The sequence below is a fragment of the Streptococcus sp. V940 genome, from assembly GCF_054353495.1.
The window spans coordinates 1,052,787-1,070,318 of sequence record NZ_JBTHHZ010000001.1; the positions used below are offsets into that span (position 1 = coordinate 1,052,787).

The 17,532-nt window shown below is 40.7% G+C and carries 16 protein-coding genes; 7 read left to right on the top strand and 9 right to left on the bottom strand.

Annotated elements, in window-relative coordinates:
• The 5 genes from ACXYSM_RS05270 to ACXYSM_RS05290 all read right to left on the bottom strand — a co-directional run.
• Positions 1-433 (bottom strand): DUF389 domain-containing protein (locus tag ACXYSM_RS05270; protein WP_458634605.1); only part of this gene is annotated, 433 nt, incomplete at its 3' end.
• Between the two features lie 425 nt (positions 434-858).
• Positions 859-2,847, bottom strand: coding sequence for an ABC transporter permease (locus ACXYSM_RS05275; protein WP_458634606.1), 1,989 nt, complete (start codon positions 2,845-2,847; stop codon positions 859-861).
• Position 2,848: 1 nt separating this feature from the next.
• The gene (locus ACXYSM_RS05280) at positions 2,849-3,607 is read right to left on the bottom strand and encodes an ABC transporter ATP-binding protein (RefSeq protein WP_458634607.1); all 759 of its coding nucleotides are present in this window, start codon (positions 3,605-3,607) and stop codon (positions 2,849-2,851) included.
• A 326-nt stretch (positions 3,608-3,933) separates the two neighbouring features.
• Positions 3,934-4,908, bottom strand: coding sequence for a sensor histidine kinase (locus ACXYSM_RS05285; RefSeq protein ID WP_458634608.1), 975 nt, complete (start codon positions 4,906-4,908; stop codon positions 3,934-3,936).
• Positions 4,901-5,578, bottom strand: a complete 678-nt coding sequence (locus ACXYSM_RS05290) for a response regulator transcription factor (protein ID WP_458634609.1) — start codon at positions 5,576-5,578, stop codon at positions 4,901-4,903. Before ACXYSM_RS05290 ends, ACXYSM_RS05285 begins: the two co-directional genes overlap by 8 nt.
• Positions 5,579-5,673: 95 nt before the next feature.
• On the opposite strand from ACXYSM_RS05290, the gene ACXYSM_RS05295 reads away from it, so the two are divergent.
• On the top strand, positions 5,674-6,750 hold the full coding sequence (locus ACXYSM_RS05295; RefSeq protein ID WP_373075756.1) for a DUF2974 domain-containing protein: 1,077 nt from the start codon (positions 5,674-5,676) through the stop codon (positions 6,748-6,750).
• 110 nt (positions 6,751-6,860) lie between these two features.
• The gene (locus tag ACXYSM_RS05300) at positions 6,861-7,490 is read left to right on the top strand and encodes an MBL fold metallo-hydrolase (RefSeq protein WP_458634610.1); all 630 of its coding nucleotides are present in this window, start codon (positions 6,861-6,863) and stop codon (positions 7,488-7,490) included.
• 38 nt (positions 7,491-7,528) lie between these two features.
• On the opposite strand, the gene ACXYSM_RS05305 is transcribed toward ACXYSM_RS05300, so the two are convergent.
• The gene (locus ACXYSM_RS05305; protein WP_458634611.1) at positions 7,529-9,421 is read right to left on the bottom strand and encodes a M13 family metallopeptidase; all 1,893 of its coding nucleotides are present in this window, start codon (positions 9,419-9,421) and stop codon (positions 7,529-7,531) included.
• 180 nt (positions 9,422-9,601) lie between these two features.
• Here ACXYSM_RS05305 and ACXYSM_RS05310 point away from each other — a divergent pair, with 180 nt between their 5' ends.
• From ACXYSM_RS05310 to ACXYSM_RS05330, 5 genes are all read left to right on the top strand, one after another.
• A complete protein-coding gene (locus ACXYSM_RS05310) occupies positions 9,602-10,324 on the top strand; it encodes a metal ABC transporter ATP-binding protein (RefSeq protein WP_458634612.1) in 723 nt (240 codons plus the stop codon).
• Complete coding sequence (locus tag ACXYSM_RS05315; protein ID WP_458634613.1) at positions 10,321-11,169, top strand: metal ABC transporter permease subunit; 849 nt, start codon at positions 10,321-10,323, stop codon at positions 11,167-11,169. Before ACXYSM_RS05310 ends, ACXYSM_RS05315 begins: the two co-directional genes overlap by 4 nt.
• 25 nt (positions 11,170-11,194) lie before the next feature.
• Positions 11,195-12,124 (top strand): metal ABC transporter substrate-binding lipoprotein, encoded by a 930-nt coding sequence (locus tag ACXYSM_RS05320; RefSeq protein ID WP_458634614.1) that lies wholly within the window; start codon positions 11,195-11,197, stop codon positions 12,122-12,124.
• A 108-nt stretch (positions 12,125-12,232) separates the two neighbouring features.
• Positions 12,233-12,727 carry a thiol peroxidase gene (tpx, locus tag ACXYSM_RS05325; protein ID WP_458634615.1) on the top strand — a complete coding sequence of 165 codons (495 nt, stop codon included), beginning with the start codon at positions 12,233-12,235 and terminating at the stop codon, positions 12,725-12,727.
• 81 nt (positions 12,728-12,808) lie between these two features.
• Positions 12,809-13,459, top strand: coding sequence for a metal-dependent transcriptional regulator (locus tag ACXYSM_RS05330; RefSeq protein WP_458634616.1), 651 nt, complete (start codon positions 12,809-12,811; stop codon positions 13,457-13,459).
• A gap of 79 nt (positions 13,460-13,538) precedes the next feature.
• Here ACXYSM_RS05330 and dtd read toward each other — a convergent pair whose 3' ends face one another.
• The 3 genes from dtd to ACXYSM_RS05345 all read right to left on the bottom strand — a co-directional run bounded on the left by dtd (position 13,539) and on the right by ACXYSM_RS05345 (position 17,505).
• Positions 13,539-13,982 (bottom strand): D-aminoacyl-tRNA deacylase, encoded by a 444-nt coding sequence (gene dtd, locus ACXYSM_RS05335; protein ID WP_458634617.1) that lies wholly within the window; start codon positions 13,980-13,982, stop codon positions 13,539-13,541.
• 31 nt (positions 13,983-14,013) lie between these two features.
• Positions 14,014-16,230, bottom strand: coding sequence for a RelA/SpoT family protein (locus ACXYSM_RS05340; RefSeq protein ID WP_004251252.1), 2,217 nt, complete (start codon positions 16,228-16,230; stop codon positions 14,014-14,016).
• A 144-nt stretch (positions 16,231-16,374) separates the two neighbouring features.
• Positions 16,375-17,505 carry an ABC transporter ATP-binding protein gene (locus ACXYSM_RS05345; RefSeq protein WP_074324849.1) on the bottom strand — a complete coding sequence of 377 codons (1,131 nt, stop codon included), beginning with the start codon at positions 17,503-17,505 and terminating at the stop codon, positions 16,375-16,377.
• Positions 17,506-17,532: the final 27 nt, after the last annotated feature.

Consider the following 17,532-nt stretch of genomic DNA (forward strand, 5'->3'; position numbering starts at 1 on the left):
CTGGTACGATATTGTTTGCTTCTTTTTTCCTTGAACCAATGAAACCTGCTATCCCACCCGCGATAGCAATGAGAACATCCCAAATGGTTGGAGAGGTTCGTGCAATCAACTCGCTACTTGCATAAGATAAGGGAGAAATCCAGAAATACAGAGTCGATACAAGCAAACTGACCAATACTTGAGTAAATAAAACCTCTAGAGATTGCTTGATTAAACGCGTATCAAAAATAGCTAAACCAAACCCCAGTCCAACAATCGGTGTCATAAGAGGGGAAATCAGCATGGCTCCTATAATGACAGCTGTTGAATTCATATTTAGACCTATAGAGGCAATAAAAATCGCACACATCAAAATCACTGTATCTCTTAATCGAACATGAAGGTCATCATATAATTTCTCACGGTATTCACGTGTTGAATAGTTTCCGGACATTGGTTACTCCTTTTATTTCATATAATCTTGTTTCTGCATGGATGATGGTAGAGAGACATCTGTCCAATTTGACATATTTTTAATTCTCACCTGTCATTCTTTTGAACATTATCTTTTTACTATCCATCAGTCCATCCTTGATATTATATCAAAAATTTTACAACCTTTTTATGAAGAACTCAATCAATTTAAAAGATAGAGAAAGGAAGAAATTCCAGTTACCTTTTTCTAAGAACAAAAAACTGCATCTCCTATATAAGAAGATGCAGTTTAATGTTTAAACATGGTGAGTTTGTAGCAGCAATCCTAGCTGATATCGCCAACAAATCGCGTGTTGAGAAATAAACCATTTAACCTGGAACAAAATCTCAGCCACCTAAAAATCAACAACTATTTCAGTTGTTGATTTTTTGATGCTTCTGTCTCTATATTTGAACAATCTTGCGATAGCTTCTTGAAGTAATCATAAAGATAAGTACGTAGATGAGAGCAAAGATACCACAAATAGAGAGTGTTACACTTAACATCATTGCTGTATCTACTACCCCAATGACCTTAAGAATCAAACTTAACATATGATAGGCAAATGCCAAGTGAAGAAAGGCAAAGATTACAGGGAGGAAGAAGACGGTCAAGACCTGCTTGTTAATAGTTTGCTTGATTTGTTTTTGGTCCAAACCTACTTTTTGCAGGATGACAAAGCGTTCACGGTCTTCATAACCTTCTGAGATTTGTTTATAGTAGATGACCAGAACAGTTCCGACCATAAAGATAATGGATAGGAAAATACCGATAAAGAAAACACCACCAAAGAGGGCACTCATCTGAGCACTAGCATCTGATAGATTACTACCATAAACATAGCTACCTTCAGTGTTTAATTGAGCATTAAACTTTTGTAGATATTTTTCATACTCGTCAGCGACCTTGAGTTGTTCTTCTTCGCTGGCATTTACATTCATGCCACCGTAAAACTGATTATAGATAGCCGAATCTGGGAATTGATCCAAAAAGGCTTGTAAATCAGGCACAACAAGGTAATTGTAATCAGCAGTCAAAATATTAAACTGATTTGGGACATGGTTGACAATGAAATCTTTATTAAATTCTTCTTTTACAGAAAATTGATGATCATTTAGAGTTAGAGCCTTCTGTTCTTTAACTCCCTCATTCTTTGCAAAGAGTCCGACCTCATTTCCTGATAGAGACAGTTTTTGACCAGTCATATTTTCATAATCTTTTTGGTCAAATACCATGAAAACTGTTGTGGGTTGGACACGGTTTTGTCCTTTTTCAAAAATGGTTAACTTAGTTCCTTCTTGGTTCGCAACACCAAAGTAAGTATAACGAAGCACTTCTTTCTCTTTAATCGTATAACCTTTGTCACTTGCAAACTGGCTCAAGAGTTTGTCCAAATCTTCTTTTTCAACATTTTGCCCTGAAACCCCAAAATCATGAGGATTTAGAACTTTTTTAAAGCTTTCTGAGGCATTGAAAATGCTTGTCGCTGCTGACATGGTTACCAAAACCATGGTTGACAAAATTGCGATAGTTGCCAGTCCAACCGCATTTTTCTTCATACGGAAAATCAAGTTAGACACTGAGATGAGATTATTTGGTTGGTAATAATATTTCTTGTTTTTCTTCAAGATTTGTAGAAAAACTGTAATCCCTGCATTAAACAAGAGATAGGTCCCAAAGATAACCAGCAAAACAGCTAGGAAGAAAGTTGTGAGAGCTGTAAGGGGATCTTTTACCGTAAGGGCAAGATAATAGCCAATCCCTAAGCTAATGGAACCAAGAATGGTTTGGAGAAGAAGGAAGCGACCTTTTTTCTCTCCACTTGCTTTCTCACGTGAGAGCTGGAGGGCATTCATACGGGCGATTCGAAGGGCATTCAGGAACATGAGGCCTAGGAAAATCAAACCAAAAACAACAAGTACTGTAATGACAACTTTCATCTGGAAGGTAGCGACCAGTTCAACCTTTAATTTCATCAGTTTGAGCAAGAAAGCGAAAATCAGATTGTCAAAGAGAGCACCAATCCCAATCCCAGCAGTGACTGTTACAAGCCCAAATATCAAGAGTTCCTTAAAAGTCATACTAATCAGATGGCGCTTCTCCAAGCCCAACATGCCATAAATTCCTAGTTCCTTAGAACGATTTTTCATGACAAAACTATTGGCATAGAGGACGATAATGGCTGACGCAAGGGTGACGACAAACATACCAAATCCAAGAGTAGCTTGAATCGTTTCACCTCCACGGATTTCTGCAATCTTTGGATTGAAGGTTAGAGAGTAAAAGAGATAGGTGACGGTGACTGCCAAGAGAACAGCCAGTGCAAAGGGATAATAGAGTTTGTGGTTTTTGATTAAGTTGGAAATGGCCAACTTATTGGTTAATCGAAACATACTAGTTCACCTCACTTGCCATAACAGTCAAGGTGTCAGAGATTTCTTGGAACATCTGACGCTCTGTCTTGTCTCCACGGTAGATTTGGTTGTAAAGAATGCCGTCCTTGATAAAGAGAACACGCTTGGCCCTGCTGGCTGCTGCCGTTGAGTGGGTTACCATGAGAATGGTTTGGCCACGTTCATTGATTTCATCAAAAACATCGAGTAAGGCTGCCGATGACTTGGAATCAAGGGCTCCTGTTGGTTCATCAGCAAGGAGAATTTCTGGTTCTGTGATGATAGCCCGTGCAACTGCAACCCTTTGTTTTTGCCCTCCAGAGATTTCATAAGGGTACTTCTCCTGCAATTGATTGATACCAAGATTTTCGGCCGTCACGACCAATTTTTTCATCATTTCTGTAATAGGCTTTCTAGACAATACCAAAGGGAGTAAGATATTGTCTTTAACAGAAAGCGTATCTAACAAATTGAAGTCTTGGAAGACAAAGCCTAACTTTTCACGACGGAAGCTTGATGCTTCTGAATTTTTAATGGTAGCTGTGTCAGTTCCGTTTAGGAAGACCTGCCCACGCGTTGGCTTGTCAAGCATAGCAAGAATATTGAGTAGAGTAGATTTACCAGACCCAGACTCACCCATGATAGCAACGTAGTCGCCTTTTTCAACGGTAAAGTGAATATCTTTCAGGGCTTCTACTTGGTTGCCTTGAAAGCGAGTTTTATAAATCTTTTGAACGTGTTTTACATCTAATAGTATCATTTTAACTTCTCCTTTTTAATATCCCATTAATTGAAACTGAGCTTGCATCATTTCGATGCCGATTTGAACTCGCTCGATATCCTTTGGACTCGGCTTACTTGTATGTTTCTTTTGTAAAATTGTTTTCATGGTTTCTCTCCTTTTTCTTTATGCTCTAATTTTACTCCAAAAAAAGATGGCTTGCCATAACATAACCTTACAAAAGAGGCCTTTAATCTTACATTTTTGTAAGATTACATTTTTATCTAATTGAAGCCTTTTTTCTCACTATATCAAGGTCTAAAGAAGAGCTTGAAAGGTTTCTTCCAAGCTCTTCACAATTCTTTTCATTCAATCAGTAAATTCACTTCAGAGAACTTAATCCTCACCGTTGTTCCTTGCCCAAGCTCGGATTCTATTTGAATCTGATGTCCTAATTCTTGGCTAATTTTCTGGGTTAGATAGAGCCCAAGTCCAGATGACTGCTGGGTCATTCGACCATTATATCCTGAAAATCCACGTTCAAAGACTCGCAACCGATCACTGTTTTTGATACCAATCCCAGTATCTTTGATACAAAGGTCTGAACCATCCATGTAAATTTCAACCCCACCTTCATTTGTGTACTTGAGGCTATTTGACAGGATTTGTTCAATGACTACCAACAGCCATTTCTTATCCGTCACAATCCTTCTATCCAAGTCATGCAGATTAATACTTAGATCTTTCTGGATAAAGAAAATGGCATATTTGCGAATGACTTCCTTGACCAGATCTTCTATATTTTCTTTCTTCAAAACCAAATCATCATGGAAGCTTTCTAAGCGTAGATATTGCAAAACCAAGTTGGTATAAGAATCAATTTTGAAAATTTCTTGTTCCAATTGTCGCTTAAGCTCTCGTTCAGAAACTTCTGCCACTAATAGACGGGTTGCTGCTATGGGGGTCTTGATTTGATGCACCCACAAGGTATAGTAGTCTAGTAAATCTGTTAGCTTGCTTTCCGCTTCTGATTTCTTTTGATAAAGCTCAGCTTCGCGTTCGTCCAATTTTTCTGCTAGAGCACATTCTAAAGGAGATTTTGGTTCTCTTTCAGAATAAAGCATTTCCTTACGATAAACTTCTGCTTCTACTAGGATATCCCAGATGAAAAATAAAAAGGTTAGAAAACTACAAAGCAGAAAGAAGTAAAGAAAGTAAGAACCTAGATTTGTAAATAAAATGTGAAAGGCGAGGGCAAGGAAGCTAATCAAAAAAATGAAGACTAGAAGACGAATCCGTGAGCGAAGATAGGCTAGAAAAAATTGTCTCCAATTAAGCATGTTTTAACCCGTATCCTATCCCTTTCTTGGTTTCGATAAAACCAATCAAGCCTTCTTCCTCCAGTTTTTTGCGCAAGCGAGCGACATTAACAGATAAGGTATTGTCATCGATAAAGAAGTCACTGTTCCAGAGTTCTCGCATCAAATCATCACGAGCTACGATATTTCCTGCATGCTCAAATAAAACTCGTAAAATCTGAAATTCATTCTTGGTTAGGCTGATAGCTTTGCCATTGACATGCACATCCATAGACTTGGTATTGAGGATAACTCCTGCATATTCTAAAAGACTTTCATCCCGCCCAAACTCATAGGAGCGACGTAACAAGCCCTGCACCTTGGCTATGAGGACCTGCTGGTCAAAAGGCTTGGTCACAAAATCGTCTGCTCCCATATTAATAGCCATCACGATGTCCATAGCCTGGTCTCTTGAAGACAGAAACATAATAGGAACCTTGGAAATCTTGCGAATTTCCTGACACCAATGATAACCATTAAAGAGAGGCAATCCAATATCCATCAGGACCAGATGAGGCTCAGACTGAACAAATAACGTCAGAACTTCCATAAAGTCTTCTACCATGACTACTTCAAAACCCCATTCAGAGAGCATTTTCCCAACTTGCTGACGGATTACTGGATCATCTTCTACTAGTAAAATCTTATGCATCTGCTCCTCCTTTTTTTATATTATAGCAAAATTCTTCTGACTACTAGCGAAATTGATGCAAATCTGATATGATAAAAGTTAAGAAAGGAATTCTCATGGCCAATATTTTTGACTATCTAACTGATGTTCAATACGATTCTTTTTATGATGTTCCCTTAAATGAACTGGATGTACTTGCTTTGACAGAGCTGACTTATCTTCCTTTTGATAACTTATTAGACCAATCCGTCAATCGTTTAAGCGATGTCGCAACACGTGTCCCACGAGAAAGCACCATGTTGACCAATAAAGAACGTCTACAACTCTTAGACCAACTCTCCCAACACAAGCGTTTTAAAAATAGCAAGCTTTCTAACTTTGTTAATGATATTGATGTAGAACTCCAAAAACAATTCGCTGCTATGACTTATCGTCTGAATCTAGATACCTATCTCATTGTCTTTCGTGGCACAGACGACAGTATTATTGGCTGGAAGGAAGATTTCCATATGACCTATATGAAGGAAATCCCTGCCCAAAAACATGCTCTTGAATACTTGGAGGATTTCTTTACCCAACATCCAAAACAAAAAGTCATGGTTGCTGGACATTCTAAAGGTGGAAATCTAGCCGTCTATGCTGCAAGTCAAATCCAACCTGAATTGCAAGAAAAAATATCTGCAGTTTATACTTACGATGCCCCTGGCTTGCAGGCTCATCTGACTGAAACCACTGGTTATCAAGATGTTATTCCAAAAATTCGCCGCTATGTCCCACAGGGATCTGTCATTGGCATGATGCTAGAAGTCCCTGATACTCCTATTGTTGTGCGCAGTCTGGCCTTAGGTGGTATCGCTCAACACAATACTTTCAGCTGGCTAACTGAAGGACACCACTTTGTCCAACTAGAGGCCATCAGTAGCGAAAGTCTCCAAATCAAAGACACTCTTAAAGAATGGGTGGATAGTGTTCCCGATGAGGAATTAGAACTCTACTTTGATCTCTTCTTTGGAACCATCCTAGAGTCTGGAATTAGCTCCATTAATGAACTATCTTCAAAAAACGCGATCGAACATGTTCGACAACTTGTTTCCCAGGCACAAACTCTAGAGCCCGAGCAAGTTGAAATCTTAAAAAATCTGACACAACTCCTACTGGATGCCCGCTTCCAAGCCTGGAAAAATCATTTTTAATGAATTAAAAAGTCCCTTCTTTTATGGAGGGACTTTCTTATTGATCGATTCCTTATTTTGTGCTTCTGTGTTATACTAGAAATTGTAAATTCTTTGAAAGAGGAAATCCTATGAAAATCCATAAAACCGTAAATCCTGTTGCCTATGAAAATACTTATTATCTCGAAGGAGACCAACACCTGATCGTGGTTGATCCTGGTAGCAACTGGGAGGCCATTCGCAAGACTATCGAAACCATCAACAAACCGGTCTGTGCCATTCTTCTGACCCACACTCACTACGACCATATTATGAGTCTTGACTTGGTCAGAGATACTTATGGAAATCCTCCAGTCTATGTGGCAGAAAGTGAAGCTTCTTGGCTCTATACTCCTGTTGACAACCTTTCAGGACTCCCTCGACACGATGATATGGCGGATGTCATCTGCAAACCAGCTGAACACACTTATGTCTTTCATGAAGAATACCAGATTGAAGAATTCCGCTTCACAGTCTTACCAACGCCAGGCCACTCTATCGGTGGAGTTTCATTGGTTTTCCCAGATGGACACTTGGTCTTAACGGGAGATGCCCTTTTCCGAGAAACCATTGGTCGGACAGATTTGCCAACTGGTAGTATGGAACAACTCCTTCATAGTGTCCAAACCCAGCTCTTTACTCTTCCAAACTACGATGTCTATCCAGGACATGGTCCAGCTACGACCATCGCTCACGAAAAAACCTTTAATCCATTTTTCTAAAACATAAAAACCAAGGACAATCATCCTTGGTTTTTTGATTACCAAATAATCACACGGTCTTCTGGTGCACGCCACATTCCGTCGCTTTCTTTGACATCATAGGTTGTAAAGAAGTCATCGAAGTTGGGCACTTGGACGTTAACACGGAGTTTAGCTGGCGCGTGTACGTCAACGCTAGCCATGAGTTTCATCAACTCTGGGCGACCTTTCATACGCCAGATACGAGCAAAGTTATGGAAGAACTCTTCAGCTGAGAAATCTGGCTCTCTCTTAGCTGCTTCAAGGGCAGCAGCGATTCCTCCAAGGTCGGCAACGTTTTCGGATACAGTTAATTTCCCATTGATTTTTGCACCGTAAGATTCTTGACCATCAAACTGGTCGATAACCTTCTGTGTTTTTTCTTTAAAGGCTGCATAATCGCTCTCAGTCCACCAATCCTTGAGACTTCCATTTTCATCAAAGGAAGCTCCATTAGTATCAAAGGCGTGAGAAATTTCATGGGCAATAACCGCACCAATACCACCATAGTTGGCAGAAGATGACTGATGCAAGTCATAGAATGGTGCCTGTAAGATGGCAGCTGGGAAGACAATCAAGTTCTTTTGTGGATTGTAGTAGGCATTGACCATATGAGCAGGCATTCCCCACTCCTTGTAGTCAACCGGCTGATTCCACTTGCTCCAGCTGTGTTTAATTTCTACACGCGCAAAGGCTAGAGCATTCTCAAAGAGACTAGCAGATTTATCTACAACCTTGTCCTTATAGCGGGCTGGCAGTTCTTCTGGATAACCGATATAAGGCTTGATGACATTGAGTTTGACGATGGCTTTTTCTCGAGTTTCAGGAGTCAGCCAGTCATTTTTAGCCAAACGCTCCTTATAAACATCAATCATGGTCGCCACTTTTTTCTCTACGTCTGCCTTGGCTTCTGGAGAGAATTTTTCGTGGGCATACCAAAGACCCAGGGCTTGTTTGAATGGTCCTTGAGCTAAATGGTAAGCTGCCTTGCGCTTGTCTTGAGCCTCTGGAACTCCTGAAAGAGCTCGGCCGTAGGCACCTGACAAGATACGAATCTCATCTGTCAAATAGCTCGTTGAAAGATTAACCACACTCAAGATCAAGCTTGCTTTGAGTAGAGGCCAAGCTTCTTCATTATAGAATTGCTCTGCTGCTTGCCAGAAACGTTCTTCATCTACGATAACCTTATCTGGAGTTTGTCCAATCACAGCTTGGAAGAAGTCATCGAGAGGTAGGGCAGGTGCAAACTTTTTGAAATCTTCATAAGAATAAGGATGGTAAAGTTTGGCATACTCTGAACTCTCTTCGTTTGAAAGTACGACAGCTGCGATACGGCGGTCCAATTCCAATCGTTTCTCTAGCAAATCTGCGATTTCTTCATCTGAGAAGTTATAGGCTTTGAGGAGATTAGAAGTACTTTCTTTCCAAAGGTTCAATAATTCCTCACGCTGAGGATGGTCTTCCGCATAGTAGGTTGTATCAGGCAAGATAGTTCCTGGTGCACTAGCCCAGAGAACATTGGTTCTAGCATCCATAAAGTCTGGTGAAACACCAAATGGAAGGAAGTTTGGTTTACCAGCTAATTCAAACTCTGCTAATTTGCTTGCGAAATCCGCAAAACTTTCCAAATCTTGGTATTCCTTAAGCAAAGGAAGGACTGGCTCAATTCCATCTGCTTCTCGCTTATCGAAATCTCTCACCATAGCGTGGTATTTGACAAAGTTTGCTAAGATGGCATCTTCTGGCACATCTTCTCCTGCCAACCATTTGTCCGTCGTCGTTAGCATCAACTCTTCAATTTCTTCGTCAAGGTCGATAAAACCACCTGTTCTCGATTTATCTGCTGGAATAACAGCAGTCTTTTCCCATTCACCATTTATGGCATCATAAAAATCATCTTGATAACGTGTCATATTGTTCTCGCTTTCCTAATTTCACTTATTCTTAGCTTAGCAAAAATCCCTGGGGAATGCAATTAAAAATGCCGTCTCCTCCTATTTGATTTCAACATTAATATTTTAAATTTTTACCAAAATTAACTTGACTTAAAAATAAAATTAAGGTATATTAAAATTCGGGAGGAATACAACTGTATGATACGTATCGAAAACCTCAGTGTCTCCTACAAAGAAACGTTGGCACTAAAGGATATTTCACTAGTGCTCCAAGGACCAACGATTACCGGAATTCTTGGTCCAAACGGCGCTGGAAAATCAACCTTATTAAAAAGTATGTTGGGTATTATCCCACATGAAGGACATGCTTTTATCGATGATAAAGAAATGAAAAAATCTCTTAAGAAAGTTGCCTATGTCGAGCAAAAAATTCATATCGACTACAACTTCCCTATCAAGGTAAAAGAGTGTGTCTCTCTGGGACTCTATCCATCCATTCCACTCTTTCACACCTTGAAGGCAAAGCACTGGGAAAAGGTGGCTGAAGCACTAGAAATTGTTGGACTCTCAGACTATGCAGAACGCCAGATTAGTCAACTTTCTGGTGGCCAATTCCAGCGTGTCTTGATTGCCCGCTGTCTCGTTCAAGATGCTGATTATATTCTCTTAGACGAGCCCTTTGTGGGGATTGACTCTGTCAGTGAAGAAATCATCATGAATACGCTGAGAGATTTGAAAAAAGCTGGCAAGACGGTCCTTATCGTCCACCATGACCTCGGCAAGGTTGCCCATTATTTTGACCAGGTACTCCTTCTTAATAAGGAGCTGATAGCCTTTGGTCCAACAAAGGAGACCTTCACCCAAGCCAATCTCAAACAAGCTTATGGTGACCGACTCTTTTTCAATGGAGGTGACCTATGATTTCAGAATTTATCGATGGATTGCAGAATTTCCACTTTCTACAAAATGCCTTGATTACAGCTGTTGTGATTGGTATTGTTGCTGGAGCGGTTGGATGCTTTATCATTCTCCGTGGGATGTCCCTTATGGGGGATGCTATCTCGCACGCTGTCTTACCAGGGGTAGCTCTTTCTTTTATTTTAGGAATTGACTTCTTTATTGGAGCTATCATCTTTGGACTGCTTGCCTCTATCATCATCACCTACATCAAGGGGAACTCTATTATCAAGAGCGACACTGCCATTGGGATTACCTTTTCATCTTTCTTGGCTCTAGGTATCATCTTGATTAGCGTGGCTAAAAGCTCGACTGACCTCTTCCATATTCTCTTTGGGAATATCTTGGCCGTGCAAGACATAGACATGTATATTACTATCGGCATGGGAGCACTCATTCTCTTGATCATAGGGATTTTCTTCAAGCAACTCTTGATTACATCCTTTGATGAACTCCTAGCCAAGGCTATGGGCATGCCTGTTAATTTCTACCACTATCTACTCATGGTACTCTTGACTCTAGTGTCAGTGACTGCCATGCAAAGTGTCGGAACTATCCTTATCGTAGCCATGCTGATTACCCCAGCTGCGACAGCTTATCTCTACGCCAATAGTCTTAAGAGCATGATTTTTCTTTCATCAGGCTTGGGAGCTCTAGCTTCTGTCTTGGGACTTTTTATTGGTTATAGCTTTAACCTGGCTGCAGGTTCAAGTATCGTGCTGACATCTGCAAGTTTCTTTCTCATCAGTTTCTTTATCGCACCAAAACAACGTTATCTGAAGCTGAAAAATAAAAAAATCAATAAATAAAGGGAAACCCTTTCGGAGGAATCTAATGAAAAAAATAGGTGCATTGCTGGTTCTCTTTCTTTCTGTCATTGCTCTTGTAGCATGTTCTACTGGAAAGAAAGATGCAGCTTCTGGCCAAAAATTAAAGGTCGTAGCAACAAACTCTATCATTGCTGATATTACTAAAAATATCGCTGGAGATAAGATTGATCTTCATAGTATCGTTCCTGTTGGACAAGATCCACACGAGTACGAGCCTCTTCCTGAAGACGTCAAAAAAACGTCGCAGGCCGACTTAATCTTTTACAACGGCATCAACCTTGAAACAGGTGGAAATGCCTGGTTTACAAAATTAGTTGAGAATGCCAAGAAAACTGAAAACAAGGACTACTTTGCAGTTAGTGAAGGCGTTGATATCATCTACTTAGAAGGCCAAAATGAAAAAGGGAAAGAAGACCCACATGCTTGGCTCAACCTAGAAAACGGGATCATTTATGCGCAAAACATTGCTAAGCAACTCATCGCTAAAGACCCTAACAACAAGGAATTCTACGAAAAAAATCTCAAAGAATACACTGAAAAACTAGACAAGCTTGACAAGGAAGCCAAAGAGAAATTTAACGCTATTGATGCGGACAAGAAACTCATCGTAACCAGCGAGGGATGCTTCAAATACTTCTCAAAAGCTTACGGTGTCCCAAGTGCCTACATCTGGGAAATCAACACCGAAGAGGAAGGAACACCTGACCAAATCAAGACTTTGGTTGAAAAACTTCGCCAAACAAAAGTTCCATCACTCTTTGTTGAATCAAGTGTCGATGACCGTCCAATGAAGACTGTTTCACAAGACACAAATATTCCAATTTACGCACAAATCTTTACGGACTCAATCGCTGAAGAAGGTAAAGAAGGTGATAGCTACTACAACATGATGAAATACAACCTTGACAAGATTGCTGAAGGTTTGTCTAAATAATCATTTTAAAAACGTCAGTCATCTTGAATTGGCGTTTTTTTACGGTCAAATTATTGGTAAATTCTGACCATTAAAGGTAAAATGAAAGAAAAAAGATTGGAGTAGCTTATGACTACATTCCTTGGAAACCCTGTGACTTTTACGGGAAAACAACTACAAGTAGGAGACAAGGCACTTGATTTCTCTCTCACAACGACTGACCTCTCTAAAAAAACACTGGCTGACTTTGAAGGCAAGAAAAAAATATTGAGTGTCATTCCTTCTATCGATACAGATATCTGCTCGCTACAGACTCGTCGATTTAACCAAGAATTGGCTAGCTTAGACAACACTGTTGTCCTAACGGTATCTATGGACCTCCCCTTTGCTCAAAAACGCTGGTGTGGGGCTGAAGGAATTGAGAACGCCATCATGCTTTCAGACTACTTCGACCACTCCTTTGGACGAGATTACGCCCTCTTAATCAATGAGTGGCATCTGCTCGCTCGAGCCGTATTTGTTCTCGATGCCGATAATACCATCCGCTACGTCGAATACGTGGATAATATCAATAGCGAGCCAGACTTTGAAGCCGCTATTGCAGCTGCAAAAGAACTCAACTAAGTCCAGCTCTTGTAGCAAGAAGCTAGAGAAATCTAGCTTTTTTTGGTATACTAGATGGAGATAATAAACAAGGAAATGCGAATGACACCAAATAAAGAAGACTACTTAAAATGTATTTATGAGATTGGCATGGATGTTCCTAAGATTACCAATAAGGAAATTGCTGCTCGAATGCAGGTATCTCCTCCAGCGGTAACCGAAATGATCAAGCGCATGCAGTCTGAAAATCTCATCTTAAAAGACAAGAAAAAAGGATACTTGCTAACCGATATTGGTCTAACACTTGTATCAGAGCTTTATCGTAAACATCGTCTGATTGAGGTTTTCCTGGTCCACCATCTAGACTATACCAGTGACCAAATTCACGAAGAAGCTGAAGTTCTAGAACATACTGTATCAGACCTTTTTGTGGAGAGATTGGAAAGTATGTTAGGTTTTCCAAAGACCTGTCCTCATGGTGGTACTATTCCAGCCAAGGGTGAACTTCTGGTTGAGATCAATAACCTACCACTTTCTGATATCAAAGAAGCAGGAACCTACCTTCTGACAAGAGTTCATGACAGCTTTGAACTTCTTCAATATTTGGAAAAACATGGCATCAATATTGGTGACCAACTCCAAGTCAAGCAGTTCGATGGCTTCAGTAATACTTTTACTCTGATTCATAACCACGAAGAACTTCAAGTCAGCCTCGAAATCGCTAAGCAACTCTATGTTGAAAAAATGAACTGACCCCCTTATCCCTAGAAGCTTTGTCTTTTAGGGATTTTATAGATAAACAAAAAAACCAAGCTAACAAGCTTGGCTTTTCTTATCTATTTTTTGTATCAAGGATGATGGTTACTGGGCCATCATTGACCAGTTCTACCTGCATATCTGCTCCGAAGACACCTGTTTCAACAGGAACCTCTTTGGCTAGTTCCTGGTTAAAATTTTGATAGAAGGCCTCAGCCATATCTGGTTTAGCGGCGCCTGTAAATGCTGGACGATTGCCTTTTTTGGTATCAGCAAACAGAGTGAATTGAGAGATAGAGAGGATTTCTCCTTGGATATCCTTAACAGATAGGTTCATCTTGCCTTCGTCATCCGAAAAGATCCGCATATTGACCAGTTTTCTGACTGCATACTCCAAATCCTCTTGCTGATCCTCAGGTCCAACACCCACTAAGAGTAATAAACCTTGCTTGATTTGGCTATAAACCTGCCCCTCAATGGAGACCTGAGCTTGCTTGACTCGCTGAACAATGATTTTCATAAAAAATCCTTTCTAGACCTATCGAGTCAACTTAACCATTTGTACGTTTGACTGAGTAGACTTCTGGTACACTCTTAATCTTATCAACTACCGTTGTCAGCATGGAAAGGTTAGAAATTCCAAAGGATACATGGATATTGGCAAATTTCATATCCTTGGTCGGTTGGGCATTAACTGACGAGATATTCTTAGTTGTGTTTGAAAGGACTTGCAAGATATCATTCAAAAGACCAGAACGGTTGAGTCCATAGATATCGATATGAGCCATATATTCCTTGGTTGAGAATTGGTCTTCCCATTCAACATCTAGCAGACGTTGCTCATAGTTTTCCTGTGAACGAAGGTTCATACAGTCCACACGGTGGATGGCAACTCCGCGACCTTTGGTAATATAACCAACGATATCATCACCTGGAACAGGGTTACAACATTTGGCAATCCGGACTAAGAGCCCAGAAGCACCTTGGATGACAACTCCACCCTCATGCTTCACCTTAAGCGTGTCCTTGTTCTCTACCTTGACTTCGCCACCCTTGACCAGTTCTTCTGCTTCTGCCTTAGCCTTGGCACGCTCTTCTTCACGACGTTCTTTTTCCGTCAAACGGTTGAAGACGGTAATGGCTCCTATTTCTCCAAAACCAATGGCTGCAAAAAGGGCTTCTTCTGTCTTGTAGCTGGTTTTTTGAAGGACTTCATCCATGTGGCGCTTGTCCATAAATTTATTGGCCACATAGCCGTTTTCTTGGAGCTGACTAATCAGCATTTCACGGCCTTTATTGATGGATAATTCTTTATCCTGGTTTTTAAAGAACTGACGAATTTTGTTACGGGCCTTGCTGGTCTTCACCATATTGAGCCAGTCACGGCTTGGTCCAAATGAATTTGGATTGGTGATGATTTCAACCTGGTCACCCGTTTTCAGCTTGGTTGTCAAAGGAACCATACGGCCATTGACCTTGGCACCAGTCGCTTTTTCCCCGATCTTGGTATGAATCTCATAGGCAAAGTCAATCGGTCCAGAATCCTTTGGAAGAGAACGAACCGCCCCATCTGGAGTAAAGACATAAATCTCTTCAGCCAGATAGTTTTCTTTGACCGTATCTACAAATTCCTTGGCATCATCCGCCTGGTCTTGGAGTTCCATCATCTCCTTGATCCAGTTCATCCCAATGGCAGATTCTTTACTATTAACTTGGCCTTTCATTCCTTTTTTGTAGGCCCAGTGAGCCGCAACCCCGTACTCAGCAACCTCGTGCATTTCCTTGGTACGAATCTGGAACTCGATCGGTCCTTTTGGTCCATAAACAGTCGTATGGATAGACTGGTACCCATTGGCCTTACGATTGGCAATATAATCCTTGAAACGTCCTGGCATTGGTTTCCATAGCTCATGAACGTAACCCAACATCGCATAGACATCACTCTGAGTATCTAGGATACAGCGAATGGCAATCAGGTCATAGATTTCCTCAAAGCGTTTTTTCTTGTCCTGCATTTTACGGTAAATAGAGTAGATATGCTTAGGACGGCCATAGATTTTTCCTGTAAGATTGCGCTCAGATGAATACTCCTCGAGTTTCGTCACAACTTCATCGACCAAGGCTTCACGTTCTTGACGTTTCTCCTTCATCATATGAGTTATCTTGTAAAACTCTGTCGGATTGAGGTAACGGAAGGAAAGATCCTCTAGTTCCCACTTAACACTTGAAATCCCCAGACGGTGAGCAAGTGGCGCGTAGATTTCCATGGTTTCTCGGGAAATACGTTCTTGCTTGTCCTTACGAAGATGAGTAAGGGTACGCATATTGTGCAGGCGGTCAGAGAGCTTGACCAAGATAACGCGGATATCCTCTGACATGGCCATAAGCATCTTGCGGTGATTCTCAGCCAACTGCTCTTCTATAGACTTGTATTCAACCTTACCAAGCTTGGTAACACCGTCTACAATCACTCGAACATCATGGCCAAATTCGCGCTCTAAATCATCCAAAGTAGCATCTGTGTCTTCTACCACGTCATGCAAAAAACCACAGGCAACAGTGACAGCGTCCAACTTGAGCTTAGCCAAGATACCTGCTACCTGGATAGGGTGGATAATGTAAGGCTCGCCTGATTTACGATATTGGCCACTGTGGCACTCTACAGCATAAACCAAGGCCTTATGGACAAAAGCCACATCTTCTTTCGATAAATATTTTTGCGTTAAAGCGACGACTTCATCGCCAGAATAAATTACTTCTTTTGGCATGCATACTCTCCAGTTCTTCCTACCATTTTAACACTTTTTAGTGAATAAGAAAACTAGTAAAGTCTCCTTCTATCCGAGTTTCTAAACTTTATAAAAAAACACTACTAGAAAAACTCTAGCAGTGTTGTTTTATTCAAATCTATCTTAGTAAACTGTCTTTTCAGTTTCTACGTCAAAGAAGTGAGCTTTGTTCAAGTCAAATCCAAGTTCCACAGTTGCACCAGCTTGCAAGTAGTCACGTGCGTCAACCTTAGCAACGAATTCATCTTTACCAACTTGGCAGTATAGGTGAGATTCTGAACCAAGCAATTCTGATACAGAGATAGTTGCTTTCACAACTGATTCTGGGAATGTTTCAAGGAAAGCAGGTTCTGCGTTCACGTCTTCTGGACGGATACCGAAGATCAATTCTTTACCTTCGTAACCTTTATCGCGAAGAACTTTCAAAGCACCTTCTGGAACTTTCAAGTTAAAGGCGTCACCAACGATGTGGTCACCGATCAATTTTACGTTGATGAAGTTCATAGCTGGGCTTCCGATGAATCCTGCTACGAATTTGTTAACTGGGTTTTTGTAAACTTCTTGAGGAGTACCGATTTGTTCAACACGTCCGATAGTACCAGTACCAGCAGGGTTTTTAGTAGCTGACATGATAACGATACGGTCTGCAAGTGTCATCGCTTCTGTTTGGTCGTGAGTTACGTAGATAGTTGTAGCTCCGATACGACGGTGGATTTTAGCGATTTCAGCACGCATAGATACACGAAGTTTTGCATCCAAGTTTGACAAAGGTTCGTCCATCAAGAATACCTTAGCATCACGGACGATCGCACGACCCATGGCAACACGTTGACGTTGACCACCTGAAAGGTCAGCTGGTTTACGATCCAAGAATTCTTTCAAACCAAGAATTTCAGCTGCTTCTTGTACACGTTTGTCGATGTCGTCTTTGCTGTATTTACGCAATTTCAAACCGAAAGCCATGTTATCGTATACAGTCATGTGTGGGTAAAGAGCGTAGTTTTGGAATACCATGGCGATGTCACGGTCTTTTGGAGCTACGTCATTGACAACAACGCCGTCGATAGATGCAGTACCTTCTGTGATGTCTTCAAGACCTGCAATCATACGGAGAGTAGTTGATTTACCACATCCTGAAGGTCCTACGAAAACGATAAATTCTTTGTCTTTGATGTCCAAGTTGAAGTCTTCAACTGAGTAGTGTTCGCTGTTTGGATATTTTTTGTAAATGTTTTTAAGATTTAATTCTACCATTTCGGTGAACTCCTTTAATTTTTGATA